Source organism: Aliiroseovarius sp. M344, assembly GCF_025140835.1.
GTDB lineage: Bacteria > Pseudomonadota > Alphaproteobacteria > Rhodobacterales > Rhodobacteraceae > Aliiroseovarius.
This window is the reverse complement of record NZ_CP081153.1, coordinates 1,998,579-2,020,388: the sequence shown is the minus strand read 5'-3', so window position 1 is coordinate 2,020,388 and position 21,810 is coordinate 1,998,579. Positions and strand designations below refer to the sequence as shown.

Genomic DNA, 21,810 nt, shown 5'->3' with positions numbered 1-21,810 from the left:
GCAGGTTTTTCTCGAAACGCTATAGCTTTGACATTTTGATGGATCAGGGCCCAAGGGCTGCGCGCGTTGCGGCTGCGGCACCTTTTGCGGGGATCGTTAACCATTGATATGCCCTGAGACGCATTTTGCCCATTGTCATTTCGGGCCGGGACCCCGTATGGTCATCTCAAGGTGGATCGCGCGATGGCGCCTGACCACCGACAAGAGTTTCGCTGTTTTGTCGACCGAATGCAGGCCAGTGCCGCAGACCGGGACAGAACAGACCGAGAATGCTTCGGAACGCACCCGATAAGGGTTGGCCGCCGGAGCGCGAAATTGACGATCGAAGGTCGGCGCACCCAAAAGGGCTTCGTCTTTGATCTGAAAATCCGCCCGATGCCTGACAACAGGCCGGGCTCCTGAATGGGCCGCTCATGGGCTTTCTGGCGACGTCAGATGCCATGCGTGCGTCCGGAGAAGAAACGCGATGATGCGTCAGAGGATCGAGCAAGCACAGTCGGTAGGGCGCAAGCCCTTTGCCGCGTTGCCGCATCCCACGTATCGCTTCGCCCTGACAAGTCACCCCGATTACCGCACGCTTCCGCCTGGAAGGGCGCGCCGATTGGGGTGCAGAAAGAAAATATGCCAAAGAAGATGCTTATCGACGCCACACACGCGGAGGAGACACGCGTTGTTGTGGTCGACGGAAACAAGGTCGAGGAATTTGACTTTGAATCAGAAAACAAACGCCAACTAGCAGGCAATATATATCTGGCAAAAGTGACGCGGGTCGAACCCTCGCTGCAAGCCGCATTTGTTGACTATGGCGGCAACCGCCACGGCTTTTTGGCCTTCTCGGAAATCCATCCTGATTATTATCAGATACCTGTTGCGGATCGCGAAGCGCTGTTGGAAGAAGAACGCGCTTATGCCGAAGCCATGGCGGCCGAAGAAGAAAAACCACGCACTCGCCGGCGCCGGTCGCGGCCCCGTGCTCGCCCTAGGGCAGAAGATACCAAGTCTGATGACGCAGTGGCGACCAAAGAGGTCGACGCTGCATCGGGTATGGATGTGATTGACCTGGAAAACGGTGATCACGATCCGCTAGAGGGTCAGTCGCCGATGGAATTGGTGGATGAAACCCCGGTTGAAGAACCCGTGGATGATACCACCGAAGAAGACACACCCAAGGAGGTTGCAGCCGATACGGATGCACCTGACAACGGTCAGGCAGCTGATGCTGGCGACGATGAAGACGATGATGACGCGCCGCTGGACGCCTCTGAGAAGGACGACCAGATCGAAAGCGTCGCAGATGACGACGTGGTCGAAGATATTCGCCCGCGCCGCAAGCCGCGCCCCAAACGCTATAAGATCCAAGAAGTGGTCAAAGTGCGCCAGATCCTTCTGGTGCAGGTCGTGAAAGAAGAACGTGGCAACAAGGGGGCCGCGCTGACCACCTATCTGTCTTTGGCAGGTCGGTATTGCGTCTTGATGCCAAACACCGCGCGTGGCGGTGGGATCAGCCGTAAAATCACCAACGCGCCTGACCGTAAGAAGCTGAAGGAAATTGCCGCCGAAATTGACGTACCGAAGGGCGCAGGCCTGATCGTGCGCACGGCAGGGGCCAAGCGCACCAAATCAGAAATCAAGCGCGATTATGAGTATCTACAACGGCTGTGGGAACAGATCCGCGAGCTGACGCTGAATTCGTCAGCCCCCGCGAAAATCTATGAAGAAGGCAACTTGATCAAACGTTCGATCCGTGACTTGTATTCGCGCGAGATTGACGAAGTGTTTGTTGAGGGCGAGGCCGGTTATCGCACCGCCAAGGACTTCATGAAAATGATCATGCCGTCCCATGCCAAGAACGTGAAACTGTATCACGACCAGATGCCCTTGTTCGCCCGTTATCAGGTGGAAAGCTATCTGTCGGGTATGTTCAGCCCCACCGTGCAACTGCGGTCGGGTGGTTACATTGTCATCGGTGTAACGGAAGCGCTGGTCGCGATTGACGTGAACTCTGGCCGGGCCACCAAAGAGGGTTCGATCGAGGAAACAGCGCTGAAGACCAACCTTGAGGCTGCCGAAGAGGTGGCGCGCCAGTTGCGCCTGCGTGACCTTGCGGGTCTGATCGTGATCGACTTCATCGATATGGAAGAGCGCCGCAACAACAACGCGGTTGAGAAGCGTCTGAAAGACAAGCTGAAAACTGACCGCGCGCGCATTCAGGTGGGCCGTATTTCGGGCTTTGGTTTGGCGGAAATGTCCCGCCAACGTCTGCGCCCCGGCATGATCGAGGCGACAACGCAGCCTTGTAACCATTGCCACGGCACGGGTCTGATCCGCTCGGACGACAACCTTGCTTTGTCGATCTTGCGTCAGCTGGAAGAAGAAGGCGTGCGTCGCCGGTCGCGTGAAGTTTTGGTCAAAGCCCCTGTGGGCATCGTGAACTTCCTGATGAACAACAAGCGCGAGCACATCGCACAGATCGAAGCGCGCTATGGTATGGCCGTTCGGATCGAAGCCGATCCGTTCCTGATCTCGCCCGATTACTCGATAGAGAAGTTTAAAACCGCCACCCGTACTGTGCCCGAGGCCACAGCACCGGTCGTTTCGGTTGATGCGTCTTTGATGGATGACATCGACGACGCCGAGGTGGTTGAAGAGGCCGAAGTCAATTCGGAAGCTTCGGGCGAGGACGAGACCAAGCCGAAGAAACGCCGTCGTCGGCGGCGGCGTCGCAAGCCGTCCAACGGCGATGACAATCGTCAGGACAACCAGAATGGCGGTGGCGACGCTGAAACCGGCGGCGACAACGTCGAGGCTAAGGGTGCACCAGAAGTAGACACCGATGCAGAGAAACCTGCTGAGGATGCCGAAGAGAAACCAAAGCGCAAACGCGCGCCACGTCGTCGGGCCAAAAAGACTGACGAGGTGTCAGCAGAGGCGACAGGCGCCGAGCCCGAGGTTGAAGCTGACGCTCCCGCAGAAGAGACCAAGGCCGAAACCAAACCCAAGCGTGCGCCGCGCAAACGCGCGGCCAAGCCAAAGGCAGAGGAGGCCGAAGCCCCCGCGACGGCACCGGTCGACGGGGACGAGACGCCGGCAGAGAAGCCCGCGCGCAAACCGCGCGCCAGAAAACCCAAGGCAGCGGCTGCCGAGGCGGAGGCGTCGGTCGAGCCGGTGAAGGAAGACGACGCAAAGCCCAAAAAGGCCCCGCGTAAAAGAGCACCTGCGGTTCGGAAGAAAAAGACCGAGGACGCTGCGCCTGATGCAGCGCCAGCGGCCGAGCCAACGCCGAAGCCGGCCATGGCGGCTGCCGAACCCGCTGCACCACCGGCGGCAGAGGTTAAGCCGGATGAACCACCCAAGCCGAAACGCAAAGGCTGGTGGTCGCTTGGCGGCTAACGGTTAAATAGATAAAGGCCGGGTCATGCCCGGCCTTTTTTACGTCTCACCCTTTGCGGATGAAGTAATATGTCGTGGCGCCGTTCTCGGTCTGGCTCACAAGCTCGTGCCCTTGTTCCGCACAGAAATGCGGCACGTCGATCACTGCCGCGGGGTCGGTGGCCTGTAAGCGTAAGATCTGCCCGCTTTTAAGCGATTTCAAGCGCTTGCGGGCTTTCAGAACTGGCAACGGACACAAAAGTCCGATTGCATCAAGATCGTCGTCAAATTCCATATCCTCACATAAGCCTTCGGTGCCGGACTGTCTATCTGCCGCCACGCGCCAAGCTGCACCAATTTGTCGCGCAGTTGTGACAAAGCGGCAGGTGACGTCGCGCTTTTCCCACGCTATGTGGGGATATGTTTGGATTTGAACTCATCGACGCGAGCCTTCTTCCGGCTTTGGTCATCGCCTTTGTCGCGGGAATTCTGAGTTTTCTCAGCCCCTGCGTGCTGCCGATTGTGCCGCCCTATCTGGCATATATGTCGGGCGTCACTATGGGCGAAATGAGCGAAGGGAAAAGTGCCTCACGCAAAGCCACGCTTGCCGCGCTCTTCTTTGTCATGGGGCTGTCCACGGTCTTTTTGTTCCTTGGTTTCGCAGCCTCGGCCTTTGGGGCGTTTTTCCTGCAAAACCAGACGATCTTCGCGACGTTCGCTGGCATCGTCGTGATGGTGTTCGGGGCGCATTTTCTGGGTGTCATCTCGATCCCGTTTTTGAACCGCGAGGCGCGACTGGATGCGGGCGATCAGGGCGGCAGTGCCTTTGGGGCCTATGTGCTGGGTCTTGCCTTTGCCTTTGGCTGGACGCCCTGCATTGGCCCGCAACTGGGCGCGATCTTGTCGCTTGCAGCTTCAGAAGGCTCGGTTGTGCGCGGCACCACGCTTTTGGCAATCTATGCGGCGGGACTTGGCATCCCCTTCCTGCTGGTCGCTGCGTTCTTCCCCCGAATGACTGGCATGATGAACTTCATGAAGCGTCACATGGAGCGGATCGAGCGGATCATGGGGCTACTTCTCTGGACCATCGGTTTGATGATGCTGACCGGCGGGTTCTCGCGGTTCTCATACTGGTTGCTCGAGACGTTCCCGGCTTTGGCCGTGCTTGGCTGACCCTGTCGCGCCCAGATTGGGGCTTAATTTTGCCAAGCGATAAGGCTAGAGTTCGCAGCGTAGCAGTCAGACCGGGCCAATGAAAAACCGCACCGCCCCCCCATCAGAACCGAGTTCAACCGTGCGCCGGCGGCGGGTGTTTTATATTCCCGGTTACGATCCGATTCACCCGCGCAGATACCGCGAGCTTTATCGCAAAGAGGGTGTGGCGCAGGCTGACATCTCGGGTTACCAGATCAAGCTGATAGGTCGGCAAAGCCCCGGCACCTATGGCTGGCAGGTTACAGGACGCATGGATGGGTCGGAAACAGAAGCCGAGTTTGATGTGCTGTTCTGGTCAGACATCGTGCGCGACAGCATGAACCTGAACATCGTGCAAACCTATCTGCTGATGGCGCGCACGGCGTGGACCTATATCGCATCCGGGACGCTCGGGCGGTTGATGCGGCTGCGCAAAGGCCCGGTGATCGCAGCACTTTACCCGGTTGGCATGCTGATCTTACAACTGGTGCTGGCGCTTTTGCTTGGTCATATCCTTGGCTATGTCGCGTCGGTCTTTGCGTCGCGGGTTCCATTGACCGGCGAGGGGACAGGGTTCGCCGCGTGCCAGATGTTGACCAGTGTCACCTATTGGGCCGTTCTGTGTTTGACCGTGGCGGTGCTTTTGCAGTGGTTTCGCAAGATCGACAACAAACTCTACGTCTATTACCTGATGCACGATTATGCCTATTCCGCGCGCTCAAAGGGGGCCAATGCGCCCGAGCTGGAAGCCCGCCTGGCACTGTTTGCCGACCTGATCGCCGAGGCTCTGCGGTCTGATGTGGACGAGGTTTTGGTGGTGGGTCACAGTTCCGGGGCCCATCTGGGGGTCTCCATCCTGGCCGATCTTCTGCGCGACGGGCGCTTGCCTGATGACGGTCCCGCGCTTTCGTTCTTAAGCCTTGGTCAGGTGATCCCAATGGTCAGTTTCCTGCCTGACGCGCACCGCTTGCGCCGCGATCTGCATGAACTGAGCGTCCAGACACGTATCGCTTGGGTCGATGTCACCGCCCCGGGCGATGGCTGCGCCTTTGCGCTGTGCGATCCGGTGGCGGTGACAGGTGTGGCCCCCGAAACTGGTCAGCGCTGGCCGCTGATCCTGTCAGCAGCTTTCACCAAAACCCTTAGTCCCGCGCGCTGGAAAGAGCTTCGGTGGCGGTTTTTCCGTCTGCATTTCCAATATCTTTGCGCCTTCGACCAACCCGGTGACTACGACTATTTCCGAATAACAGCGGGGCCGCTGAGGCTGCGGGACAGGTATCAAGGCCGCCGCGCGTCGGCCAGCCGGATCGAAACGCCGGTGTCCAAATACACGCATATGGCACCATGACAGATCGCATGCCCCCCAAGCCGCCGTCGCGTGACGGGCGGGTGTCGCTTTGGCGCTATGCCAAGCTTTTTCGGCGCGATATCCTTTCGGCCCAACCCGCGCGGCTTTATCGCGCCTGGATGGCCGAGTTTCGCACCCCGTTTTTCCGCAGCTACATGTGCAATGACCCCTCTTTGGTCGATTTGGTTCTGAAACAGCGCCCTGATGATTTCCCAAAATCCGACCGTATCCGCGAGGGATTGGCGCCGCTGCTTGGCAACTCGGTCTTCGTCACCAATGGCGACGTCTGGAAACGTCAGCGACGTATCATTGACCCCGCTTTCGAAGGGGGACGATTGAAAGAGGTGTTCCCAGCCATGTGCGAGGCCGCCATGGCGGCCGTGGATCGCCTGCGCCCGCTGGCGGACGGTCGCCCGACCGAAGTGGAAAGCCATACCAGCCACGCGGCGGCGGATGTGATTTTTCGCACCCTGTTCTCAATCCCCATTGAGAACAAGATTGCTGGGCAAGTCTTTGATAAATTTCGCGAACATCAACGTGCCCAACCCGTGCTGAACCTTGGCGCGCTGGTGCCTCTCCCGCGCTGGATGCCGCGATTTCATGGTCGCAAGACCAAGCAGACTGCGCGCCAGATAAGGGCGCTGATCCGTGATCTGACAGCCACGCGTATGGCTGAAATTGATCAGGGCGTTGCGCCGGATGACCTTGCCACCAAGATCATGACCACCACCGACCCGGACACGGGTGACCGGTTTGATACGGATGAGATGGTCGATCAGGTGGCGATCTTCTTTCTGGCGGGCCATGAAACCAGCGCATCGGCCCTTGCATGGGCGCTGTATCTGCTGGCGCTGTACCCCGAGTGGCAGACCCGTGTCGCCGAAGAGGCGCAGACGCAGATCGACCCAAAGAAAATCGAATTCTCCGTCCTGTCCAAGCTGCGCCTGTCGCGCGATGTGTTTCGCGAGACGCTACGTCTGTATCCCCCCGTGCCGATGATGGTTCGCGAGGCGCGGTGCCCGGAGCACTTCCGCGACCGTGACGTGCCCAAAGGCAGCCAGATCGTGTTAAGTCCGTGGCACCTTCATCGTCACGAGCGCCTGTGGGACCAGCCCGATGATTTCGATCCGGCCCGATTCCAGTCCGACAATGGCAAAACCTGCCTGCGCAACGCTTACATCCCCTTTTCCAGCGGGCAGCGGGTTTGCCCCGGCGCTGGCTTTGCGATGATCGAGGGGCCATTGATCTTGTCGATGCTGGTGCGCAGTTACCGCTTTGAACTGGTGGCGGATCGCGCTGCAAACCCCGTCGCGCATCTGACAGTTCGTGGTAAAGACGGGATCTGGTTGTCTCTGATGCCTCGATAGTTCGTGCGTTCAGTCAGTCGGGGACTGTTTGAAATGGTTCAGCACAAAGACTCGGATCGCTGAGGCCAATCCCCGGTCCACGCCGCGTGCCTCATCGACCTCAGCGGCCAGCGCATTCAGGGGCAAGCCGCGTGCCTTGGCGATGGCGCGAAAAGCTTGCCAGAACTCAGGTTCCAACGACACTGATGTGCGGTGCCCATGCAAGGTCAGGGAGTGTTTTTCCGGCCGGGTGCTCATGGCGTATTTGACGGTGTATCACCGTCGCGCCTGTGGCCGTCGAGGTCACGGGCCGATTTCTCGGCCCGCATTGTATCGTGCTTTTTTTCGGCTAGCGTCCGTCCAAACTTCACAGCATTTTCATCGGCTTGGGCGCGTTTCTTCAAGCGCGCTTTCGCCTTGCGGTGTTTGGACAGGCTGACCGGTTTGCCCATCAGGTCTTGGGACCGATCATCTGCTCGGGGCGGACGACTTTATCGAACGTTTCCGCGTCCACGAAGCCCAATGCGATGGCTTCTTCTTTCAGCGTGGTGCCATTTTTATGCGCCGTCTTGGCCACCTTGGTTGCGTTATCGTAACCGATGGTTGGGGCCAGAGCGGTGACCAGCATCAGGCTTTCTTTCATCAGCTTATCGATCCGCGGTTCATTGGCCTGAATGCCGTTCAGCATCCGTTCGGTGAAGCTGTCGGTCGCATCGCCCAGAAGCTGGATCGACTGGAGCAGGTTGTAGCTCATCATCGGGTTAAAGACGTTCAGTTCAAAGTGACCTTGCGAGCCAGCAAATGTCATCGCCGCATTGTTGCCCATGACGTGGGCGGCGACTTGGGTCAGTGCTTCGGCCTGTGTGGGGTTCACTTTGCCCGGCATGATCGACGATCCCGGTTCGTTTTCCGGCAAGATCAGCTCGCCCAGACCCGAACGCGGGCCGGAGCCGAGGAAGCGAATGTCGTTGGCGATCTTGTAACAGCTGCCAGCTACAGTGGCCAAAGCGCCGGACATGAAGACCATGGCGTCATGGGCGGCCAGGGCCTCGAATTTGTTGGGGGCGGTGACGAAGGGCAGATCGGTGATCCGCGCCATATTGGCGGCAACTTCTTCACCCCAACCGACCTTGGTGTTCAGACCGGTGCCGACAGCCGTGCCGCCTTGGGCAAGTTCGTAAATACCGGGCAGGGCGAGCTTCACGCGTTCGATGCCCTGACGGATCATATGGGCGTAACCCGAAAACTCCTGACCCAAGGTCAGAGGCGTCGCATCCTGCGTATGGGTGCGGCCGATTTTGATGATGTCTTTGAATTCTGCTTCCTTGGCTTCAAGACCAGCCAGAAGCTTTTCAAGGCCGGGCAGCAAAACGTCACGCACGCTCATCGCGGTGGCGATGTGCATTGCGGTGGGGAAAGTGTCGTTCGAAGACTGGCCCATATTGCAGTGATCATTGGGGTGAACGGGGTCTTTTGACCCGATCACGCCGCCCATGATCTCGATCGCGCGGTTGGCGATCACTTCGTTGGCGTTCATGTTTGACTGGGTGCCGGACCCGGTCTGCCAGACGACCAGCGGGAAGTTATCGTCGAATTTGCCGGCGACCACTTCCGAGGCCGCTTGGATGACAGCATCCGCAATGGCACCGTCCATCGCGCCGGAATTCTTGTTCGCTTCTGCGCAGGCTTGTTTGATAACGCCCAAGGCGCGCACGATGGCGACGGGCTGTTTTTCCCACCCGATCGGGAAGTTCATCAGCGAACGCTGGGTTTGTGCACCCCAGTATTTGTCTGTGGGAACCTCAAGTGGGCCAAAGCTGTCGGATTCTGTGCGGGTCTGGGTCATATCTTGGCGCCTTTGTTTTCAAAAACCGAGGTCGTTGTACCCGATTGCACACCAAGATCAATGCTGGTAGCGCCGCAACCACGCGCCGCAACGCTAACAACCCGAAAATCCGGGCCGGTTTGCGTGATTATTTTCGGAAACTGTCGAGGCTGACAACCTCGGCGTCCTGATGCGCTTTGCTGACCTTTTCAGGTTCAGGGTCTGATTTGGTCGCCTTGTGTTCGGGGTCTTCGACGGGTGCGGCCTCTTCAGGGAGTTTCGCGTCCTTTTCACTGGCCAAGTGAAGGTCTGGATGATGTGGTGCCTCGACCTCAAACCTCAGTCCAAACTCGACTGAGGGGTCAACGAACGTGTTTATGGCGTCAAACGGAACATAAAGCGTTTCGGGTGAATCACCGAAGTTCAGCGTCACACCAAAGCCATCTGCATCAACAGACAGGTTTTCGAACCAGTGCTGCAACACGATGGTCATATCCTCGGGAAAGCGATCCCGCATCCAGTCGGCCAGTTCAACCCCATCGTGGTGTGTGTCGAAATTGATGAAGAAATGGTGTTCGCCCGGTAAACCGGCTGTCGAGACGTCGATCAGAACCTTGCGGATCAGGTCGCGCATGGCGTCGTGCATCAGGTTTCCATAGTCGATGGTGTCGGACATGAGCAAACTTTCTCGTGGGGTCGGGTCCAGAATAGGGGATTCGGTGGTGAAGAAAAAGGCGCAAGATCGTTAAGGGCTGAGCATCGGAAGGCAGGCGCCGACCGTTGCCATAGCAGCCAGGGTCAGCGGCAGTGACACGCGCAGACGCAACAGCAAAAACCCAGCCACGCCAGCCAGCACGACGGCGACAATATTCACGCTGGACAGGACCGGCAGGCTTGGTGTGAAGGCGCCGTCGGCGCGCGCCACTTTGTCGAAGAAAACGTGCAACGCGAACCACAATGACAGATTGGCGATGACCCCCACCACGGCTGCCGTGATGGCCGCAAGGGCCGAGGTCAGGCGCGGGCGGGTGGTCAGCCATTCGACATGGGGGGCCGCTACAAAGATCCACAGAAAGCAAGGGATGAACGTGGCCCAAAGGGTCATCGCAGCGGCCGCCAGCGCCAAACCCGGGCCGGACAGCGTATAACCAGCCATAAAGCCGACGAATTCCGTCACAAGGATCAGTGGGCCGGGTGTGGTTTCTGCCAACCCCAACCCGTCCAGCATCTGTTCAGGCGTCAGCCAACCATGGTTGGTGACGGCTTCTTGCGCCATATAGGCCAGCACCGCATAGGCGCCGCCAAAACTGACGACAGCGAGTTTTGAGAAAAACAGGCCGATCTTTGTGAGGATCGCAGCGCCGGAAGCATAGGCCACCAAGATAGGTGTGAACCACAGTGCCAGCCAGACGGCGGCGCGTGAAATGGTTTGCCGCAGGCTGGTTCGGTGGTCGGAAACTGGCGGTGCTTCAACGCCTCTAGAAGCATGGAACAACAATCCATAGGCAGCGGCGATCAGGATCACCAAGGGGAAAGGGGCGTCAAAAGCATAAAGCGCCATGAAAGAGGCGAGCGCGATCAGCCAATGATCCGTGCGATTCAATGTCTTCCGTGCCAAACGCAAAACCGCCTGCGCCACCACGATCACCACCGTGGCTTGCACCCCCAGAAACAACGCCTCGACCACCGGAAGCTGTCCCCAAAGGGCATAGGCGAAGGCCAAGGCCAGCATAACCGCAGCCCCCGGCAGAACGAACAAAAGCCCGGCGATAAGCCCGCCATGAACGCCGCGCAGACGCCATCCAGCATAGGTGCACAGTTGCATCGCCTCGGGGCCGGGCAAAAGCATGCAAAACGACAGCGCGCTTAGAAACTGGCTTTCATCCAGCCACGGTCGGTCCTCAACCAATTCCTTGTGCATGACAGCGATTTGGGCGGCTGGTCCGCCGAATGAAAAAAGCCCGATGCGGGTGAAGACACGGGTCAATTCGCCAAGACTGGGCGCGGTCATTTAACGCCTCGATTGTCGGGCCAGTCATGGGTTTCATCCGCACCGTCGCGGGCCCAACGATAAAACGCGTCATATAAGGGAAGCGCCGCCTCAAGCTGCGCAGTGTCGTCCTTGTATTGGCGTGACAGACCGACGGAAATGGCCAGAAGCCCCGCGGCTTCGGGGATATCGCCAAGCGTATTGGTGTCGGCGGCCCGTACGACCTTAGCAAGCCGCGTAAGTGCCGGGGTTGTCAGCGCGAATTCCTCGACCATCGTATCAAAACTGCAGCGCGCGCCGCGATGCGACCAGAAAGCTTTTTCTACGTCAAATGGCGTCGCGCCGTAGCGGTTTGCCACATCGAGAACCTGCGCAGGCGGCACAAAAAGGAAACGCGCGGCGGGATCAACAAATCGGCGAATGAGCCAAGGACAAGCGATGCGGTCAATCTTGGGACGGTGGCGGGTCACCCAAAGCGTCGCGCCATCGACGGGCTCCGGCAGAGAAGCCGCAGGGATACGAGGAAATTTGGCGTCTCGCCAGGCGAAATTGCCGCCGGCCAGCGCCTCGGCATGGACACCCTCGTTGCGCAGCAGCGCTGCGGCACCGTGGCTGAGTTTGCCGCCTTTTTGGCAAACAGTGACAACCGATCGGCCAGACACGTCAGGCAAGAGTGCCCGAATATCTGTGTGAGGTTGGCGACAGGCACCGGGAATAAGGTACGGGTCCGCGTCAAAGTCTGCGTCGATTGAGACATCGATCAAGATCGGCGCGTCAGGCGTGCCGATAAGACGCATCAGTTGAGCGGGCAAAATTTCGGAAAAAGCAGGCATGGCTTGGCATCCTTCAATCAGCGTGGCGATGGATGCGAACCTCAAGCCTTAGCCTCACGGGGTGGTGTCGCTGACCCCATGCATAATAAGTGCCAGAGCCTGGGGGCCGCGGTCAAGAGCGCGCGTGAAAGCGATGCAGCCGATCACGCAGCAATCCCTTCGCCGGACAGACACAAGGCAAGACTGTCTGGGGGCAGATAGCCCAGTTGTTCAAGGAAAGTCAGGAAATCGACTTGATTATAAGCTTCGACGATCTTGCCGCCATTGATACGGGCCATGATTTGCCCCGTGGCCTGAACCGGGGCGCGGTTTGCCAGCGTGACCGCGTGGGCGGTGAACGTCACCCAGACCCAGTCGCCCAACTCGACTTCGCGGTCGAACCGGATCTCGTTGACCTCTACCTGTGCCAACATCGCTTCGGCCAACACCCGGAAGTCCTCCGGGCCGACGCCAAAATCAATCATGCCCTGCGCTTCGATGTCAGGGGTGAACAAGCGGTCAATAGCGTCAAGGTCCTGTTTGACCCAGACGCTGTCATACCATTCTTTCAGAAGTTCCAAAGGGGACACGCGGCGTTCCTTCCTATTACGTTGTTTGCGGGTTCTCTCGTCAAAACTTAGGGGTGAACCCTTAAGGATGCGTAACCAACGCCTCAAAAAGCGGGAAGAGGGCCGACAAGGAAATGGAAGTGCAGGCTTCTGTTGCCAGGTGCCTGCGAACCCCGCCTTACGCTGCTAAGCGCAAGGACTTAAATCGGCAACTCGAACTGCTTACGCAGCCAGAGCCATAGCCGGAGCTTTGTTGTCATTTGCAACTAGCTTGAATGTACCGATAACGGTGGTAACTCACCGAAACAAAGCAAACCCCTTTAGACGTCCGTCGATCCTATTTCGTCCCCATGATCCCCAAATGAAGGATGTTTGGTGGAGACGCCGGGTACCGCCCCCGGGTCCGATCCGCTTATTACGAGCGCGTTTATGTCCATAGTCCCCGAAGGAACATTACATATATAAGGTGACGGACGCGCAGTTGCAAACTGATCGTGAGAGTAATTTTTCTGCGAGATCACAAAAATAGTCAGGATGTTGGAGGCGCATTTGCGCGGTCGTGAAACCCCTCTTTTGCATTCCTGTTCGGAAAGGGCTGGTCCGGGACATCAACACCCAGATGTCGGCACAACGGCTTCCAACCATCGCCGACTTTATAGACCAGAAGGCGGTCACTCGCGACTTCGCGGATCACGGATTTCTGGTGCGCCTCATAAACCGAGATTGCGCGGTCGCGTGTCACGGGGCGCCCGCCGAACACCTGGTCACCGACAAGTTTTTGCGAAAAGACGTTGTCGGGGCTGTCTGGGGCGTTGGTGTATTGCAGAATGGTCTTATCAATACTGCGCCACCAAGCGTCAGCGGGGCGCGTGGTCAGGATCACTTTGGCGTCGGGGTAACGTTGAACAAGTTCACGCCAGTAATGAGCCGATGGCCAGTCCACGCAGGCGAAAAATCCAGCAAACAGCTTGTCCCAGTCCGGCGCGCCGCCGCTAACAACCTCGCGCCACAAATCGGTCTGTGTCTGACTGTCTATCACTTCGAACATGTGGTGGGTTGGGCCAAAGCCCAGAATATTCAAAGCTTCTCGCATAGAATCCGTGCCCGTTCGCCCAAAACCAGTTCCAACAACTTTCAGGCCCATAGCGCTCCCCCCCATTTCAATGATTGGTGGCAGTTTAGCACATTCGGCTGAGTTCGGTCTGTCTAATTCAACGGAGCGCCGCGAAAGTGTTTTAAGCAAGCTTCTGGGTTTCGGCTTCCAAATTGCTCAGGTGCGTGCTGACGGCACCTGAATCTTGCCGTTCGATCGCGTTTGCGATGTCGGTATGAATAGCAACGATCCGCTCCCGTTCCCTTTGCGTATAGGTGGTCATGTTCATCAGCGGCTGCAATGCCTTCACGGCCCACGCCAATTGATTGTGCTACACCGGATTGTCGGCGCCGTTGGCCAGACCCCCTGAATGGCGGTTTGCAGCCAAGGCTCAGCAACAATTTTCTCAGCGATTTGTCGCGGTGTTGACCCGCGCGTTCTGGCGAGTGGAAGCCGATTTTTCGGCGGCGATTTGCCACGTGTTGAGGCGGTGGGACAGAGGAGGTCTTTGTAACGGACCACTCACATGGAACCAATGGAGGAACCCCATGTCTCTACCAAATCAATTCGAACAGCAGATGCTGGACCTCATTAACAAGGAACGCGACAGCGCCGGATTGAACGCGCTGACGTTCAACGGATTGTTGAATGATTCCAGCGAGGATCACAGCAAATGGATGTTGGATTCCAACCAGTTTTCCCATACCGGGCAGAATGGTTCGTCGCCACATGAACGGATGGCCAGTGCCAGCTATCCGTTCGAAGGCAATTACGGATCAGCCGAGAATATCGCTTGGCAAAGCGAGCGCGGGGAAGAGGGGATTTCAGATGACGTTGTGCAGTTGCACGAAGGTCTGATGCAAAGCCCCGGGCATCGCGCGAATATCCTGAACCCGGACTTCACTGATATCGGGATCGGCATCGAAGAAGGGGTGTTCACCGAAGGTGGCTTCACCTTTGATGGTGTGATGGTAACCCAGAACTTTGGCGTTACGGATGCGGACACCTCAGAACCTGTCCCGCAACCGGAGCCCGAACCTCAGCCGGACCCGCAACCGGAACCGCACCCGCAACCAGAGCCCGAACCTCAGCCTGAGCCGGACCCGCAACCGGAGCCTGATCCCCAACCGGTGCCCGATCCTCAGCCGGAGCCTGAAACGCCCGGCCCAGAAGACGCCGAACAGCCTTGGGATGTTTCATGGCTTTTTGAAGCGGATCGCGATGGCGACGGTGACAGCGACATTTTCGTCTTTGTCGAGAATGTCGAGGACAGTCAGGATCTGCTGGATGGCATCGAGTGGTTGATTGAGCAGCTTGGCAACTGGGACTTTGACGGCGAGGCAGATGAGGACGTTGACACCGCAGATGGCGACGCTAATGCCCCAAAAGTCGACGTGGTTGATGTCGTGGATGTGACGCAAGACGCCGATGAAGCCAACGATCAGGATATGGTCCCGGCTTGCTGGATGTATGACGTGGCCTGAAACTAATCTGTATGACCCGGCGTGCCTTTGCGCAGGCCGGGTCTTTCCGTTCACTCGCTTCCGGTCAGAAAAGGCAGTCGATGACGAAAATCTAGCTGCGGGTTTTGGATTGGGTCAACCGACTGCGGCCAAGTTCAACCGTATATTCTGCCAATTGTCCCAGACTGGCTTCGGCCTTCGGACCATCCTGACCCTCAATGGCATCCGCCAGCCGGGTGTGAAGCTCTACGATCCGGTCCCGATCCCTTTGCGTGTAGGTGATCATGTTCATCAGCGGCTGCATCGCCTCGACAGCCCCTGCCAGTTGGTAGGACAGCACCGGATTGCCCGCCCCGTCGACCAGTGCCCGGTGAAAGGCCACGTCCGAGGCGCAAAAGGCTTCGTCCGTCAGGCCGGGCTGGCTTTGTCTGTGAACCTCGGCGCGCATGGTGGCCAGATGGTCAGCCGTCCGCCGTTCTGCCGAAAGTGGCGCGCAGGCACGTTCCAACGCATAGCGCGCCTCGCATGCGGTCTCAAAATCCACCTGGTTCATCGACAAAAGCAGGGTCGAGGTGGTAATCTGCTGATCATAGGCTTCTTCAAAGGACATGCGGTTCACGAAGGCCCCGCCGGACGCGCCCCGTTGGGTGCGGATCAGGTTCTGGGCGGCCAAGCGCTTCAGCGCCTCGCGCACGGTTGACCGGCCCACGTCGAATTTCTCGCATAGATCCGCCTCGGATGGCAGGCGTTGGTCGACGATCAAGCCACCCTCAATAATCGCGTCGCGAATGGCTTCGGCGATCTGCTTTGACAGGTCCTGATTGTCGTCCAAATCGGTTTTCACGCTACGTCACTCCTCAATTGTCTGACAATTACTTGCCCCTCGGTCAATTGTCAGACATTATCATTCCGACTCGCAAGATGGGGGAACCATGTCCGTTTCGTCAAGGATAAGAACCATGAGCGCGCCGCATTGGCTGGCGCTGTTTGGCCTGATCCTTGTGGGCTGGGTTCTGCTTTACGCGATGGCGCTGCCGCCCAATGCTCTGGAACTCTCACGCATCTACGGGGCAGATTTCTGGCGCTCGCTTTGTGTGGTTGAACCAGACAAGGCGGGGTTTCTGGGGCTGTTTGCCATGTGGGCGGTGATGTCGGCCGCGATGATGGCCCCGACCGCGCTGCCAACCTTCGCCACCTATGACGATCTGATCGCCTCGGGCGCAGGGTCCCGGCGCGGGTTTCTGGAACTGATCGCGGGTTATCTGGTCATCTGGCTGGGCTTTGCCGCCATCGCCGCCGCCGGGCAACTGGTTCTGTTTCGCGCGGGGCTTCTGTCGCCTTTGGGGCAAAGCATCTCGCCATGGCTGACCGGTGCGCTGTTGATCGGGGCCGGGGCGTATCAATTCTCGTCCCTCAAAGACAGCTGCCTGAGCCAGTGCCGCCAGCCGATGGCGTTCTTCATGCAATACTGGCGCGAGACCCGTTGGAACGACGCAGCCCTTGGTCTGCGCTTGGGCGCGATCTGCCTTGGCTGTTGCTGGGCGCTGATGCTTTTGGGCTTTGTCGGTGGGGTGATGAACCTCGCCTTCATGGGGCTCGCCACACTCATCATGATTTTTGAAAAACTGCCGGAGCTTGGCCGCTATCTGACCCGCCCACTGGGCTGGGCGCTGATTGCGGGCGGGGTCGTGGCACTTGTCCAGGGAGGATAACATGGACGGAAGTGAAATTGGTCAGGTCGAATGGGCCATCAAAGGGGAATTGATCCTCAACTGTAACTGCACGGTCTTTTGTCCCTGCGTAGTCAGCCTTGGCGACCACCCCCCGACCGAGGGCTATTGCATGGGCTGGGCGGGCATCCGCATTGACGAAGGCAACTATGGCGGCGAGGACCTGTCGGGTCTGAATGTCGGTTTGCTGTTGGAAATCCCCGGCCGGATGGGGCGCGGCAACTGGAAAGCCGCCGCTTACATCGACGAGCGCGCTAATGATGCCGCGTTTGAAGCGCTGTGCCACATCTTCACAGGCGCTGCCAAAGGCACCACTGGATTGTTTAAGATGTTGGTCAGCGAATTCCTTGGTGCCGAACGTGCGCCTGTGACCTTCGAGACTGAAGGCAACAAGCGTCGTCTTATGGTTGGCAAAGCGATCAAAGGCGAGATCGAACCCGTCCCCGGTAAAGGCGGCGCCGATCAGGTGATCACCAACACCAATTACTGGATGGGTCCGGACATCACCGTTGCCAAGGCCAATGTGGCGAAGGTGCGTGCTTTTGGCCGTGTATGGGACTTCGACGGAAAATCCGCTGAAATCTGCCAAATCGATTGGAAAGGCCCCGGTCGCTAACGCGGCCGGTGGACCCTACGGGAGCGCGACCCATGGCCAAGATTTCTCCGTCCCGCCGCTTGCGGCGCACACCTTTCTCTGCCGGTGTCGAAGCCGCAGGGGTGAAGGGCTACACAGTTTATAACCATATGCTGCTGCCGACCGTCTTTCGGTCGGTGGAAGAAGACTATCGCCACCTGAAGGACGCGGTACAGGTCTGGGACGTGGCCTGCGAGCGACAGGTCGAGGTGCGTGGCCCCGACGCCGCCCGCCTGATCCAGATGCTGACCCCGCGGGATTTGAGCAAGATGCAGGACGGGCAGTGTTTCTATGTCCCCATGGTCGACGAGACCGGGGGCATGCTGAACGACCCTGTGGCGGTGAAGCTGGCCGAGGACCGGTTCTGGATCTCGATCGCTGACAGTGATCTGCTGTTCTGGGTCAAAGGGCTGGCCTATGGGTTCCGGCTGGATGTGCTGGTCGATGAGCCCGACGTGTCCCCTTTGGCCATTCAGGGTCCCAAATCGGACGATCTGGCGGCCGCTGTCTTTGGCGATGCGGTGCGCGATATCCGGTTCTTCCGCTATAAGCGGCTGGAGTTCCAGGGGCGCAGTCTGGTTGTGGCGCGCTCGGGCTATTCCAAGCAGGGCGGGTTCGAGATTTATGTCGAGGGCAGTGACATCGGCATGCCGCTGTGGAACGCACTGATGGAGGCAGGCAAAAGCATGGATGTACATGCAGGCTGCCCCAATGGGATCGAGCGGGTCGAAGGCGGGCTTCTAAGCTATGGCAACGACATGACCCGCGAAAACACCCCACACGAGGCGGGACTGGGGCGCTTCTGTTCAACCGAAAGCGCGATTGGCTGTGTGGGGCGCGACGCGTTGCTCCGGGTGGCCAAGGAAGGTCCGGTGCAACAGGTGCGCGCCATCGAGATATTGGGCGGCGTGCCGCCTTGCGACCGCGCGTGGCCATTGATGGATGGGGACCGGCAAGTGGGGCAGGTGACTTCGGCCGCCAACTCGCCCGATTTCAACACCGGTGTCGCCATCGGCATGGTGCGCATGACCCATTGGGCTGCGGGCACTGAGCTGGATGTGGTGACACCCGACGGACCGCGGGCCGCGACCGTCTATGACACTTTTTGGATTTAGGAGACGACGATGTTCAAAGCATTGGTGATGGAACAAAACGACGAGGGGCTGGCCGCAGCCGAGATCAAAGAGATCGGGGAAGACACGCTGCCCGAGGGCAATGTGACCGTTGCCGTCGAATATTCCACCGTGAACTACAAAGACGGTCTCTGCTTGTCGGCGAAGGGTGGCGGGCTTGTACGCAATTACCCCCACGTGCCGGGGATTGATTATGCGGGCACGGTCGAGGCGTCGGATGACGATCGTTACAAGCCCGGTGACAAAGTCGTTCTGACCGGCTGGCGTGTGGGTGAAGCGACCTGGGGCGGCTATGCCCAGAAAGCGCGTATTTCAGCAGACAAGCTGGTGCCGCTGCCAGAAGGTTTGACAACACGTCAGGCTATGGCCGTCGGCACAGCAGGGTTTACGGCGATGCTGGCTGTCATGGCGCTGGAAGACCACGGGTTGAAGCCGGGTCAGGGGCCTGTTTTGGTTACTGGCGCTGCCGGGGGCGTTGGGTCCGTTGCGACTGCCATTCTGGCCAATCTTGGCTATGAAGTCGCCGCTGTCACGGGCCGCCCCAATCAGGTGGATTACCTGAAATCTTTGGGCGCGACCACCATTGTGCCGCGTGAAGAGCTGAACGAGACCACCAAACGCCCGCTTGAAGCCGAAACATGGGCCGGTTGTGTGGATGCTGTCGGCGGTGACATGCTGGCGCGTGTGTTGGGCCAGATGAAATACGGAGCTTCCGTGTCGGCGGTCGGATTGGCCGGTGGCGCTGGTCTGCCTGCAACCGTCATCCCGTTCCTTTTGCGTGGTGTGAACCTTTTGGGCATTGATAGCGTCATGCAGCCTTATGACAACCGCGTGCGAGCTTGGCAGCGCGTTGCAAAAGACCTGCCGATGGACAAGCTCGAGGCGATGATCACGCCTGCGACACTGGAGGACCTTCCCGGCCTGGGGGCCAATATTCTGCAGGGAAAGGTCAAGGGCCGGGTTGTCGTGGACGTCAATGCCTAGGACCAACGATCCAGAACATTAGTGGGGCGTGAGAGCGCCCCTTTGCCGCATGTCGCATGAAGCCGTGGCCACGGTCTGGACGCCCCTCAGAGGGCGGCGAGACGTTGGCCACGCGTCGACCGAGATAAATACGTCTCGGGCCTTTGAAGGCCCGAGCTCATTTTTTCCAGCATGTTTCAGCCTTCATTAATCTCGATTTTCCGGGTTTTCGTTTGTTCCTCAGCCGGTTTGGGAATGGTTACCGTCAGGACGCCATTCTTTACGCCGGCAGCTACCTTGTCGGGGTCTATGTCGAACGGCAGCCGTGTCGTACGCATAAACGACCCGGCGCTTCTTTCGATACGGTGGAACGTCCGGCCATCCTTTTCGCTCTGGTCGTCCTTTTCGGATTTTTTTTCACCTCTGATGGTGATCTTGTCACCAGCTATCTCGACGTCGACGTCGCTCATCTCGATGCCGGGAAGCTCTGCGGTGATACAGACTTCGCCGTCAGTTTCGCTGACGTTCGTGCGCACAGTGAAATCACCACTGCGGATCGGAAAACCGCTGTCAAAATCGTCAAACAACGTATCCACTTGCTTACGAAGGGCGTGAAACGGGCTGTCTTTGTCTTCACCCCAGTCACCCCACATCTTGGGGAGCCATTCACGTTGTGCCATTGTCTTCTCCTCTTTTCAGTAGTGGCTTCACAGAAGGAAGGTAACTACGGGTCGCAAACACGCATTGATGCGCGTCAGTTTCGCGTCTGATTTGGCGATCGACCGCAAGCCGGCCTTGACTGCCGAGGCCGGGACAGGTAGCTCCAACAGGTCCCGGAAGACCCCTGGACTGCCTGCAGGCGTGGTGTCTTGCAAGGCTGGCTGGAAGACCTGCCAGATCTTGGGAGAACCTGATCTGTTGGGCGCATCCCCAAAAAGTAAAGTTATAGGAGGCTGACAATGGCCGAATTGGATATCAATTGGGTGCGGGCGCAGTTCCCCGCGTTTTCCGAACCGAGCCTGCAAGGGCAGGCGTTCTTTGAAAATGCGGGCGGGTCGTATACCTGCAAGCCGGTGTTTGATCGGCTGACACGCTACTACACCCAGCGCAAAGTGCAGCCCTATGGTCCTTATGATGCATCCCGTTTGGCCGGCGAAGAAATGGACGAGGCCCGGCGCCGGTTGGCCGCCATGATGGGTGTGGAAACCGACGAGCTGAGCTTTGGTCCATCAACCACGCAGAACACCTATGTTCTGGCGCAGGCTTTCCGTCAGCACCTTTCGCCCGGCGACGCGATTGTTGTGACCAATCAGGATCACGAGGCCAATACCGGCCCGTGGCGTCGACTGGTAGACGAAGGGTTCGAGCTGCGTGAATGGCAGATTGACCCGCAAACCGGGCATCTGGACCCTGCCAATCTTGACGTGCTGCTTGCCGACGGACGGGTGAAACTTGTGTGTTTTCCCCATTGCTCAAACGTGGTGGGCGAAGTCAACGATGTGGCCGTGATTTGTGCGAAGGCTAAGGCGGCGGGTGCTTTCACCTGCGTCGATGGCGTCAGCTATGCACCGCATGGGTTTGTGGATGTCGGCGCGCTGGGCGCGGATATCTATCTGTTTTCCGCCTATAAAACCTATGGCCCACATCAGGGGATCATGGTGATCCGCCGCGCGCTGGGTGACGCATTGCCCAATCAGGGGCACTATTTCAATGCGGGAACGCTGTATAAGCGGTTTACACCGGCGGGACCTGATCATGCACAAGTCGCCGCCTCGGCCGGTATGGCTGATTATTTTGAGGCATTGGCCATCCATCACGGCATCTCAGGCGATCCGGCGACGATGGCTGTGGGCGCGCATAACCTGATGCGAGACCATGAAACGCGACTGTTGCAACCGCTGCTGGATTATCTGACCTCTAAGAACTCGGTTCGGCTTTTGGGACCAACACTGGCGAAAAACCGCGCGCCGACGGTCGCGATTGCTGCGCAGGCGAAAGGGGAAATGCTTGCCCAACAGCTTGCGCCGCTTGGCATCATGGCCGGGGGTGGTGACTTCTATGCTGTGCGAGCGCTGAAAGCACAGGGTGTCGATCCGGAGATGGGTGTCTTGCGGGTCAGCTTCACCCACTATACGGCGGAAGAAGAGATCACAAAATTGATCAGATCTCTTGAGCAAGTTCTTTAGGTAAAGCATTTATAGTCAAACTATTACGCCCATAAGCTTATCCAAATTTGCCGATCAAAGCCAGCGGCTTTCTGGATCGCCAGAAAACTGTCCGGTGCGGCAGGGTCAGGCGCAGGCCTGACCGCGCTGCTGATCGCAGCGTCCAGGCAACTGAG

General features: G+C 58.5%; 22 protein-coding genes and 1 other RNA gene. 10 read left to right on the top strand and 13 right to left on the bottom strand.

The genetic code is table 11. From position 1 onward, the window contains the following. The first annotated feature begins 621 nt into the window (after nt 1-621). Nucleotides 622-3,390 (top strand): ribonuclease E/G, encoded by a 2,769-nt coding sequence (locus tag K3556_RS09815; protein ID WP_260516614.1) that lies wholly within the window; start codon nt 622-624, stop codon nt 3,388-3,390. A 46-nt stretch (nt 3,391-3,436) separates the two neighbouring features. Here the strand turns inward: K3556_RS09815 and K3556_RS09810 are convergent, their stop codons facing one another. Continuing rightward, nucleotides 3,437-3,664: a sulfurtransferase TusA family protein gene (locus K3556_RS09810; protein ID WP_260519221.1), complete on the bottom strand. Its 228-nt coding sequence runs from the start codon at nt 3,662-3,664 to the stop codon at nt 3,437-3,439. 125 nt (nt 3,665-3,789) lie between these two features. Here K3556_RS09810 and K3556_RS09805 point away from each other — a divergent pair, with 125 nt between their 5' ends. The 3 genes from K3556_RS09805 to K3556_RS09795 all read left to right on the top strand — a co-directional run bounded on the left by K3556_RS09805 (nt 3,790) and on the right by K3556_RS09795 (nt 7,278). Beyond that, nucleotides 3,790-4,542 carry a cytochrome c biogenesis CcdA family protein gene (locus K3556_RS09805; RefSeq protein WP_260516613.1) on the top strand — a complete coding sequence of 251 codons (753 nt, stop codon included), beginning with the start codon at nt 3,790-3,792 and terminating at the stop codon, nt 4,540-4,542. Nucleotides 4,543-4,621: 79 nt separating this feature from the next. Beyond that, nucleotides 4,622-5,911, top strand: a complete 1,290-nt coding sequence (locus tag K3556_RS09800; protein WP_260516612.1) for a hypothetical protein — start codon at nt 4,622-4,624, stop codon at nt 5,909-5,911. Then, nucleotides 5,908-7,278, top strand: a complete 1,371-nt coding sequence (locus K3556_RS09795; protein ID WP_260516611.1) for a cytochrome P450 — start codon at nt 5,908-5,910, stop codon at nt 7,276-7,278. The genes K3556_RS09800 and K3556_RS09795 overlap by 4 nt, the downstream gene beginning before the upstream one ends. Before the next feature lie 9 nt (nt 7,279-7,287). Here the strand turns inward: K3556_RS09795 and K3556_RS09790 are convergent, their stop codons facing one another. From K3556_RS09790 to K3556_RS09745, 10 genes are all read right to left on the bottom strand, one after another. Then, nucleotides 7,288-7,515 carry a ribbon-helix-helix domain-containing protein gene (locus K3556_RS09790; protein ID WP_260516610.1) on the bottom strand — a complete coding sequence of 76 codons (228 nt, stop codon included), beginning with the start codon at nt 7,513-7,515 and terminating at the stop codon, nt 7,288-7,290. After that, nucleotides 7,512-7,709, bottom strand: a complete 198-nt coding sequence (locus K3556_RS09785) for a DUF4169 family protein (protein ID WP_260516609.1) — start codon at nt 7,707-7,709, stop codon at nt 7,512-7,514. The genes K3556_RS09790 and K3556_RS09785 overlap by 4 nt, the downstream gene beginning before the upstream one ends. Beyond that, complete coding sequence (gene fumC / locus K3556_RS09780; RefSeq protein WP_260516608.1) at nt 7,709-9,103, bottom strand: class II fumarate hydratase; 1,395 nt, start codon at nt 9,101-9,103, stop codon at nt 7,709-7,711. The genes K3556_RS09785 and fumC overlap by 1 nt, the downstream gene beginning before the upstream one ends. Before the next feature lie 127 nt (nt 9,104-9,230). Further along, a complete protein-coding gene (locus K3556_RS09775; RefSeq protein ID WP_260516607.1) occupies nt 9,231-9,758 on the bottom strand; it encodes an SspB family protein in 528 nt (175 codons plus the stop codon). 69 nt (nt 9,759-9,827) lie between these two features. Further along, nucleotides 9,828-11,093 carry a chromate efflux transporter gene (gene chrA / locus K3556_RS09770; RefSeq protein WP_260516606.1) on the bottom strand — a complete coding sequence of 422 codons (1,266 nt, stop codon included), beginning with the start codon at nt 11,091-11,093 and terminating at the stop codon, nt 9,828-9,830. After that, nucleotides 11,090-11,905, bottom strand: a complete 816-nt coding sequence (locus K3556_RS09765) for a sulfurtransferase/chromate resistance protein (RefSeq protein ID WP_260516605.1) — start codon at nt 11,903-11,905, stop codon at nt 11,090-11,092. The genes chrA and K3556_RS09765 overlap by 4 nt, the downstream gene beginning before the upstream one ends. 143 nt (nt 11,906-12,048) lie before the next feature. After that, nucleotides 12,049-12,474, bottom strand: a complete 426-nt coding sequence (locus tag K3556_RS09760) for an ester cyclase (protein ID WP_260516604.1) — start codon at nt 12,472-12,474, stop codon at nt 12,049-12,051. A gap of 118 nt (nt 12,475-12,592) precedes the next feature. Then, nucleotides 12,593-12,944: a transfer-messenger RNA gene (gene ssrA, locus K3556_RS09755) on the bottom strand. Nucleotides 12,945-12,982: 38 nt separating this feature from the next. Beyond that, nucleotides 12,983-13,546: a sulfotransferase family protein gene (locus K3556_RS09750; protein ID WP_260516603.1), complete on the bottom strand. Its 564-nt coding sequence runs from the start codon at nt 13,544-13,546 to the stop codon at nt 12,983-12,985. Nucleotides 13,547-13,688: 142 nt separating this feature from the next. Continuing rightward, entirely contained in the window at nt 13,689-13,835 is a 147-nt protein-coding gene (locus K3556_RS09745; RefSeq protein WP_260516602.1) for a hypothetical protein, read from the bottom strand. A gap of 259 nt (nt 13,836-14,094) precedes the next feature. Here K3556_RS09745 and K3556_RS09740 point away from each other — a divergent pair, with 259 nt between their 5' ends. Beyond that, the gene (locus K3556_RS09740) at nt 14,095-15,030 is read left to right on the top strand and encodes a CAP domain-containing protein (RefSeq protein ID WP_260516601.1); all 936 of its coding nucleotides are present in this window, start codon (nt 14,095-14,097) and stop codon (nt 15,028-15,030) included. Nucleotides 15,031-15,121: 91 nt separating this feature from the next. On the opposite strand, the gene K3556_RS09735 is transcribed toward K3556_RS09740, so the two are convergent. Then, nucleotides 15,122-15,853 carry a FadR/GntR family transcriptional regulator gene (locus K3556_RS09735; protein ID WP_260516600.1) on the bottom strand — a complete coding sequence of 244 codons (732 nt, stop codon included), beginning with the start codon at nt 15,851-15,853 and terminating at the stop codon, nt 15,122-15,124. A gap of 115 nt (nt 15,854-15,968) precedes the next feature. On the opposite strand from K3556_RS09735, the gene K3556_RS09730 reads away from it, so the two are divergent. The 4 genes from K3556_RS09730 to acuI are packed head-to-tail and all read left to right on the top strand — an operon-like array spanning nt 15,969 to nt 19,490. Further along, the gene (locus K3556_RS09730) at nt 15,969-16,721 is read left to right on the top strand and encodes a DUF2182 domain-containing protein (protein ID WP_260516599.1); all 753 of its coding nucleotides are present in this window, start codon (nt 15,969-15,971) and stop codon (nt 16,719-16,721) included. 1 nt (nt 16,722) lies between these two features. Then, nucleotides 16,723-17,355, top strand: a complete 633-nt coding sequence (locus K3556_RS09725) for a DUF1326 domain-containing protein (protein ID WP_260516598.1) — start codon at nt 16,723-16,725, stop codon at nt 17,353-17,355. A gap of 32 nt (nt 17,356-17,387) precedes the next feature. Next, nucleotides 17,388-18,488: a dimethylsulfoniopropionate demethylase gene (locus K3556_RS09720; RefSeq protein WP_260516597.1), complete on the top strand. Its 1,101-nt coding sequence runs from the start codon at nt 17,388-17,390 to the stop codon at nt 18,486-18,488. Between the two features lie 9 nt (nt 18,489-18,497). Next, nucleotides 18,498-19,490 (top strand): acryloyl-CoA reductase, encoded by a 993-nt coding sequence (gene acuI / locus K3556_RS09715; RefSeq protein ID WP_260516596.1) that lies wholly within the window; start codon nt 18,498-18,500, stop codon nt 19,488-19,490. A 176-nt stretch (nt 19,491-19,666) separates the two neighbouring features. Here the strand turns inward: acuI and K3556_RS09710 are convergent, their stop codons facing one another. After that, nucleotides 19,667-20,149 (bottom strand): Hsp20/alpha crystallin family protein, encoded by a 483-nt coding sequence (locus tag K3556_RS09710; protein WP_260516595.1) that lies wholly within the window; start codon nt 20,147-20,149, stop codon nt 19,667-19,669. A 279-nt stretch (nt 20,150-20,428) separates the two neighbouring features. Here K3556_RS09710 and K3556_RS09705 point away from each other — a divergent pair, with 279 nt between their 5' ends. Beyond that, nucleotides 20,429-21,655: an aminotransferase class V-fold PLP-dependent enzyme gene (locus K3556_RS09705; protein WP_260516594.1), complete on the top strand. Its 1,227-nt coding sequence runs from the start codon at nt 20,429-20,431 to the stop codon at nt 21,653-21,655. Nucleotides 21,656-21,810 lie beyond the last annotated feature (155 nt).

Bases quoted from the DNA above. Each gene is read 5' to 3' on its own strand.
- K3556_RS09815 (WP_260516614.1), top strand. From the start codon at position 622: ATGCCAAAGAAGATGCTTATCGACGCCACACACGCGGAGGAGACACGC.
- K3556_RS09810 (WP_260519221.1), bottom strand. From the start codon at position 3,664: ATGGAATTTGACGACGATCTTGATGCAATCGGACTTTTGTGTCCGTTG.
- K3556_RS09805 (WP_260516613.1), top strand. From the start codon at position 3,790: ATGTTTGGATTTGAACTCATCGACGCGAGCCTTCTTCCGGCTTTGGTC.
- K3556_RS09800 (WP_260516612.1), top strand. From the start codon at position 4,622: ATGAAAAACCGCACCGCCCCCCCATCAGAACCGAGTTCAACCGTGCGC.
- K3556_RS09795 (WP_260516611.1), top strand. From the start codon at position 5,908: ATGACAGATCGCATGCCCCCCAAGCCGCCGTCGCGTGACGGGCGGGTG.
- K3556_RS09790 (WP_260516610.1), bottom strand. From the start codon at position 7,515: ATGAGCACCCGGCCGGAAAAACACTCCCTGACCTTGCATGGGCACCGC.
- K3556_RS09785 (WP_260516609.1), bottom strand. From the start codon at position 7,709: ATGGGCAAACCGGTCAGCCTGTCCAAACACCGCAAGGCGAAAGCGCGC.
- fumC (WP_260516608.1), bottom strand. From the start codon at position 9,103: ATGACCCAGACCCGCACAGAATCCGACAGCTTTGGCCCACTTGAGGTT.
- K3556_RS09775 (WP_260516607.1), bottom strand. From the start codon at position 9,758: ATGTCCGACACCATCGACTATGGAAACCTGATGCACGACGCCATGCGC.
- chrA (WP_260516606.1), bottom strand. From the start codon at position 11,093: ATGACCGCGCCCAGTCTTGGCGAATTGACCCGTGTCTTCACCCGCATC.
- K3556_RS09765 (WP_260516605.1), bottom strand. From the start codon at position 11,905: ATGCCTGCTTTTTCCGAAATTTTGCCCGCTCAACTGATGCGTCTTATC.
- K3556_RS09750 (WP_260516603.1), bottom strand. From the start codon at position 13,546: ATGCGAGAAGCTTTGAATATTCTGGGCTTTGGCCCAACCCACCACATG.
- K3556_RS09745 (WP_260516602.1), bottom strand. From the start codon at position 13,835: ATGAACATGACCACCTATACGCAAAGGGAACGGGAGCGGATCGTTGCT.
- K3556_RS09740 (WP_260516601.1), top strand. From the start codon at position 14,095: ATGTCTCTACCAAATCAATTCGAACAGCAGATGCTGGACCTCATTAAC.
- K3556_RS09730 (WP_260516599.1), top strand. From the start codon at position 15,969: ATGAGCGCGCCGCATTGGCTGGCGCTGTTTGGCCTGATCCTTGTGGGC.
- K3556_RS09725 (WP_260516598.1), top strand. From the start codon at position 16,723: ATGGACGGAAGTGAAATTGGTCAGGTCGAATGGGCCATCAAAGGGGAA.
- K3556_RS09720 (WP_260516597.1), top strand. From the start codon at position 17,388: ATGGCCAAGATTTCTCCGTCCCGCCGCTTGCGGCGCACACCTTTCTCT.
- acuI (WP_260516596.1), top strand. From the start codon at position 18,498: ATGTTCAAAGCATTGGTGATGGAACAAAACGACGAGGGGCTGGCCGCA.
- K3556_RS09710 (WP_260516595.1), bottom strand. From the start codon at position 20,149: ATGGCACAACGTGAATGGCTCCCCAAGATGTGGGGTGACTGGGGTGAA.
- K3556_RS09705 (WP_260516594.1), top strand. From the start codon at position 20,429: ATGGCCGAATTGGATATCAATTGGGTGCGGGCGCAGTTCCCCGCGTTT.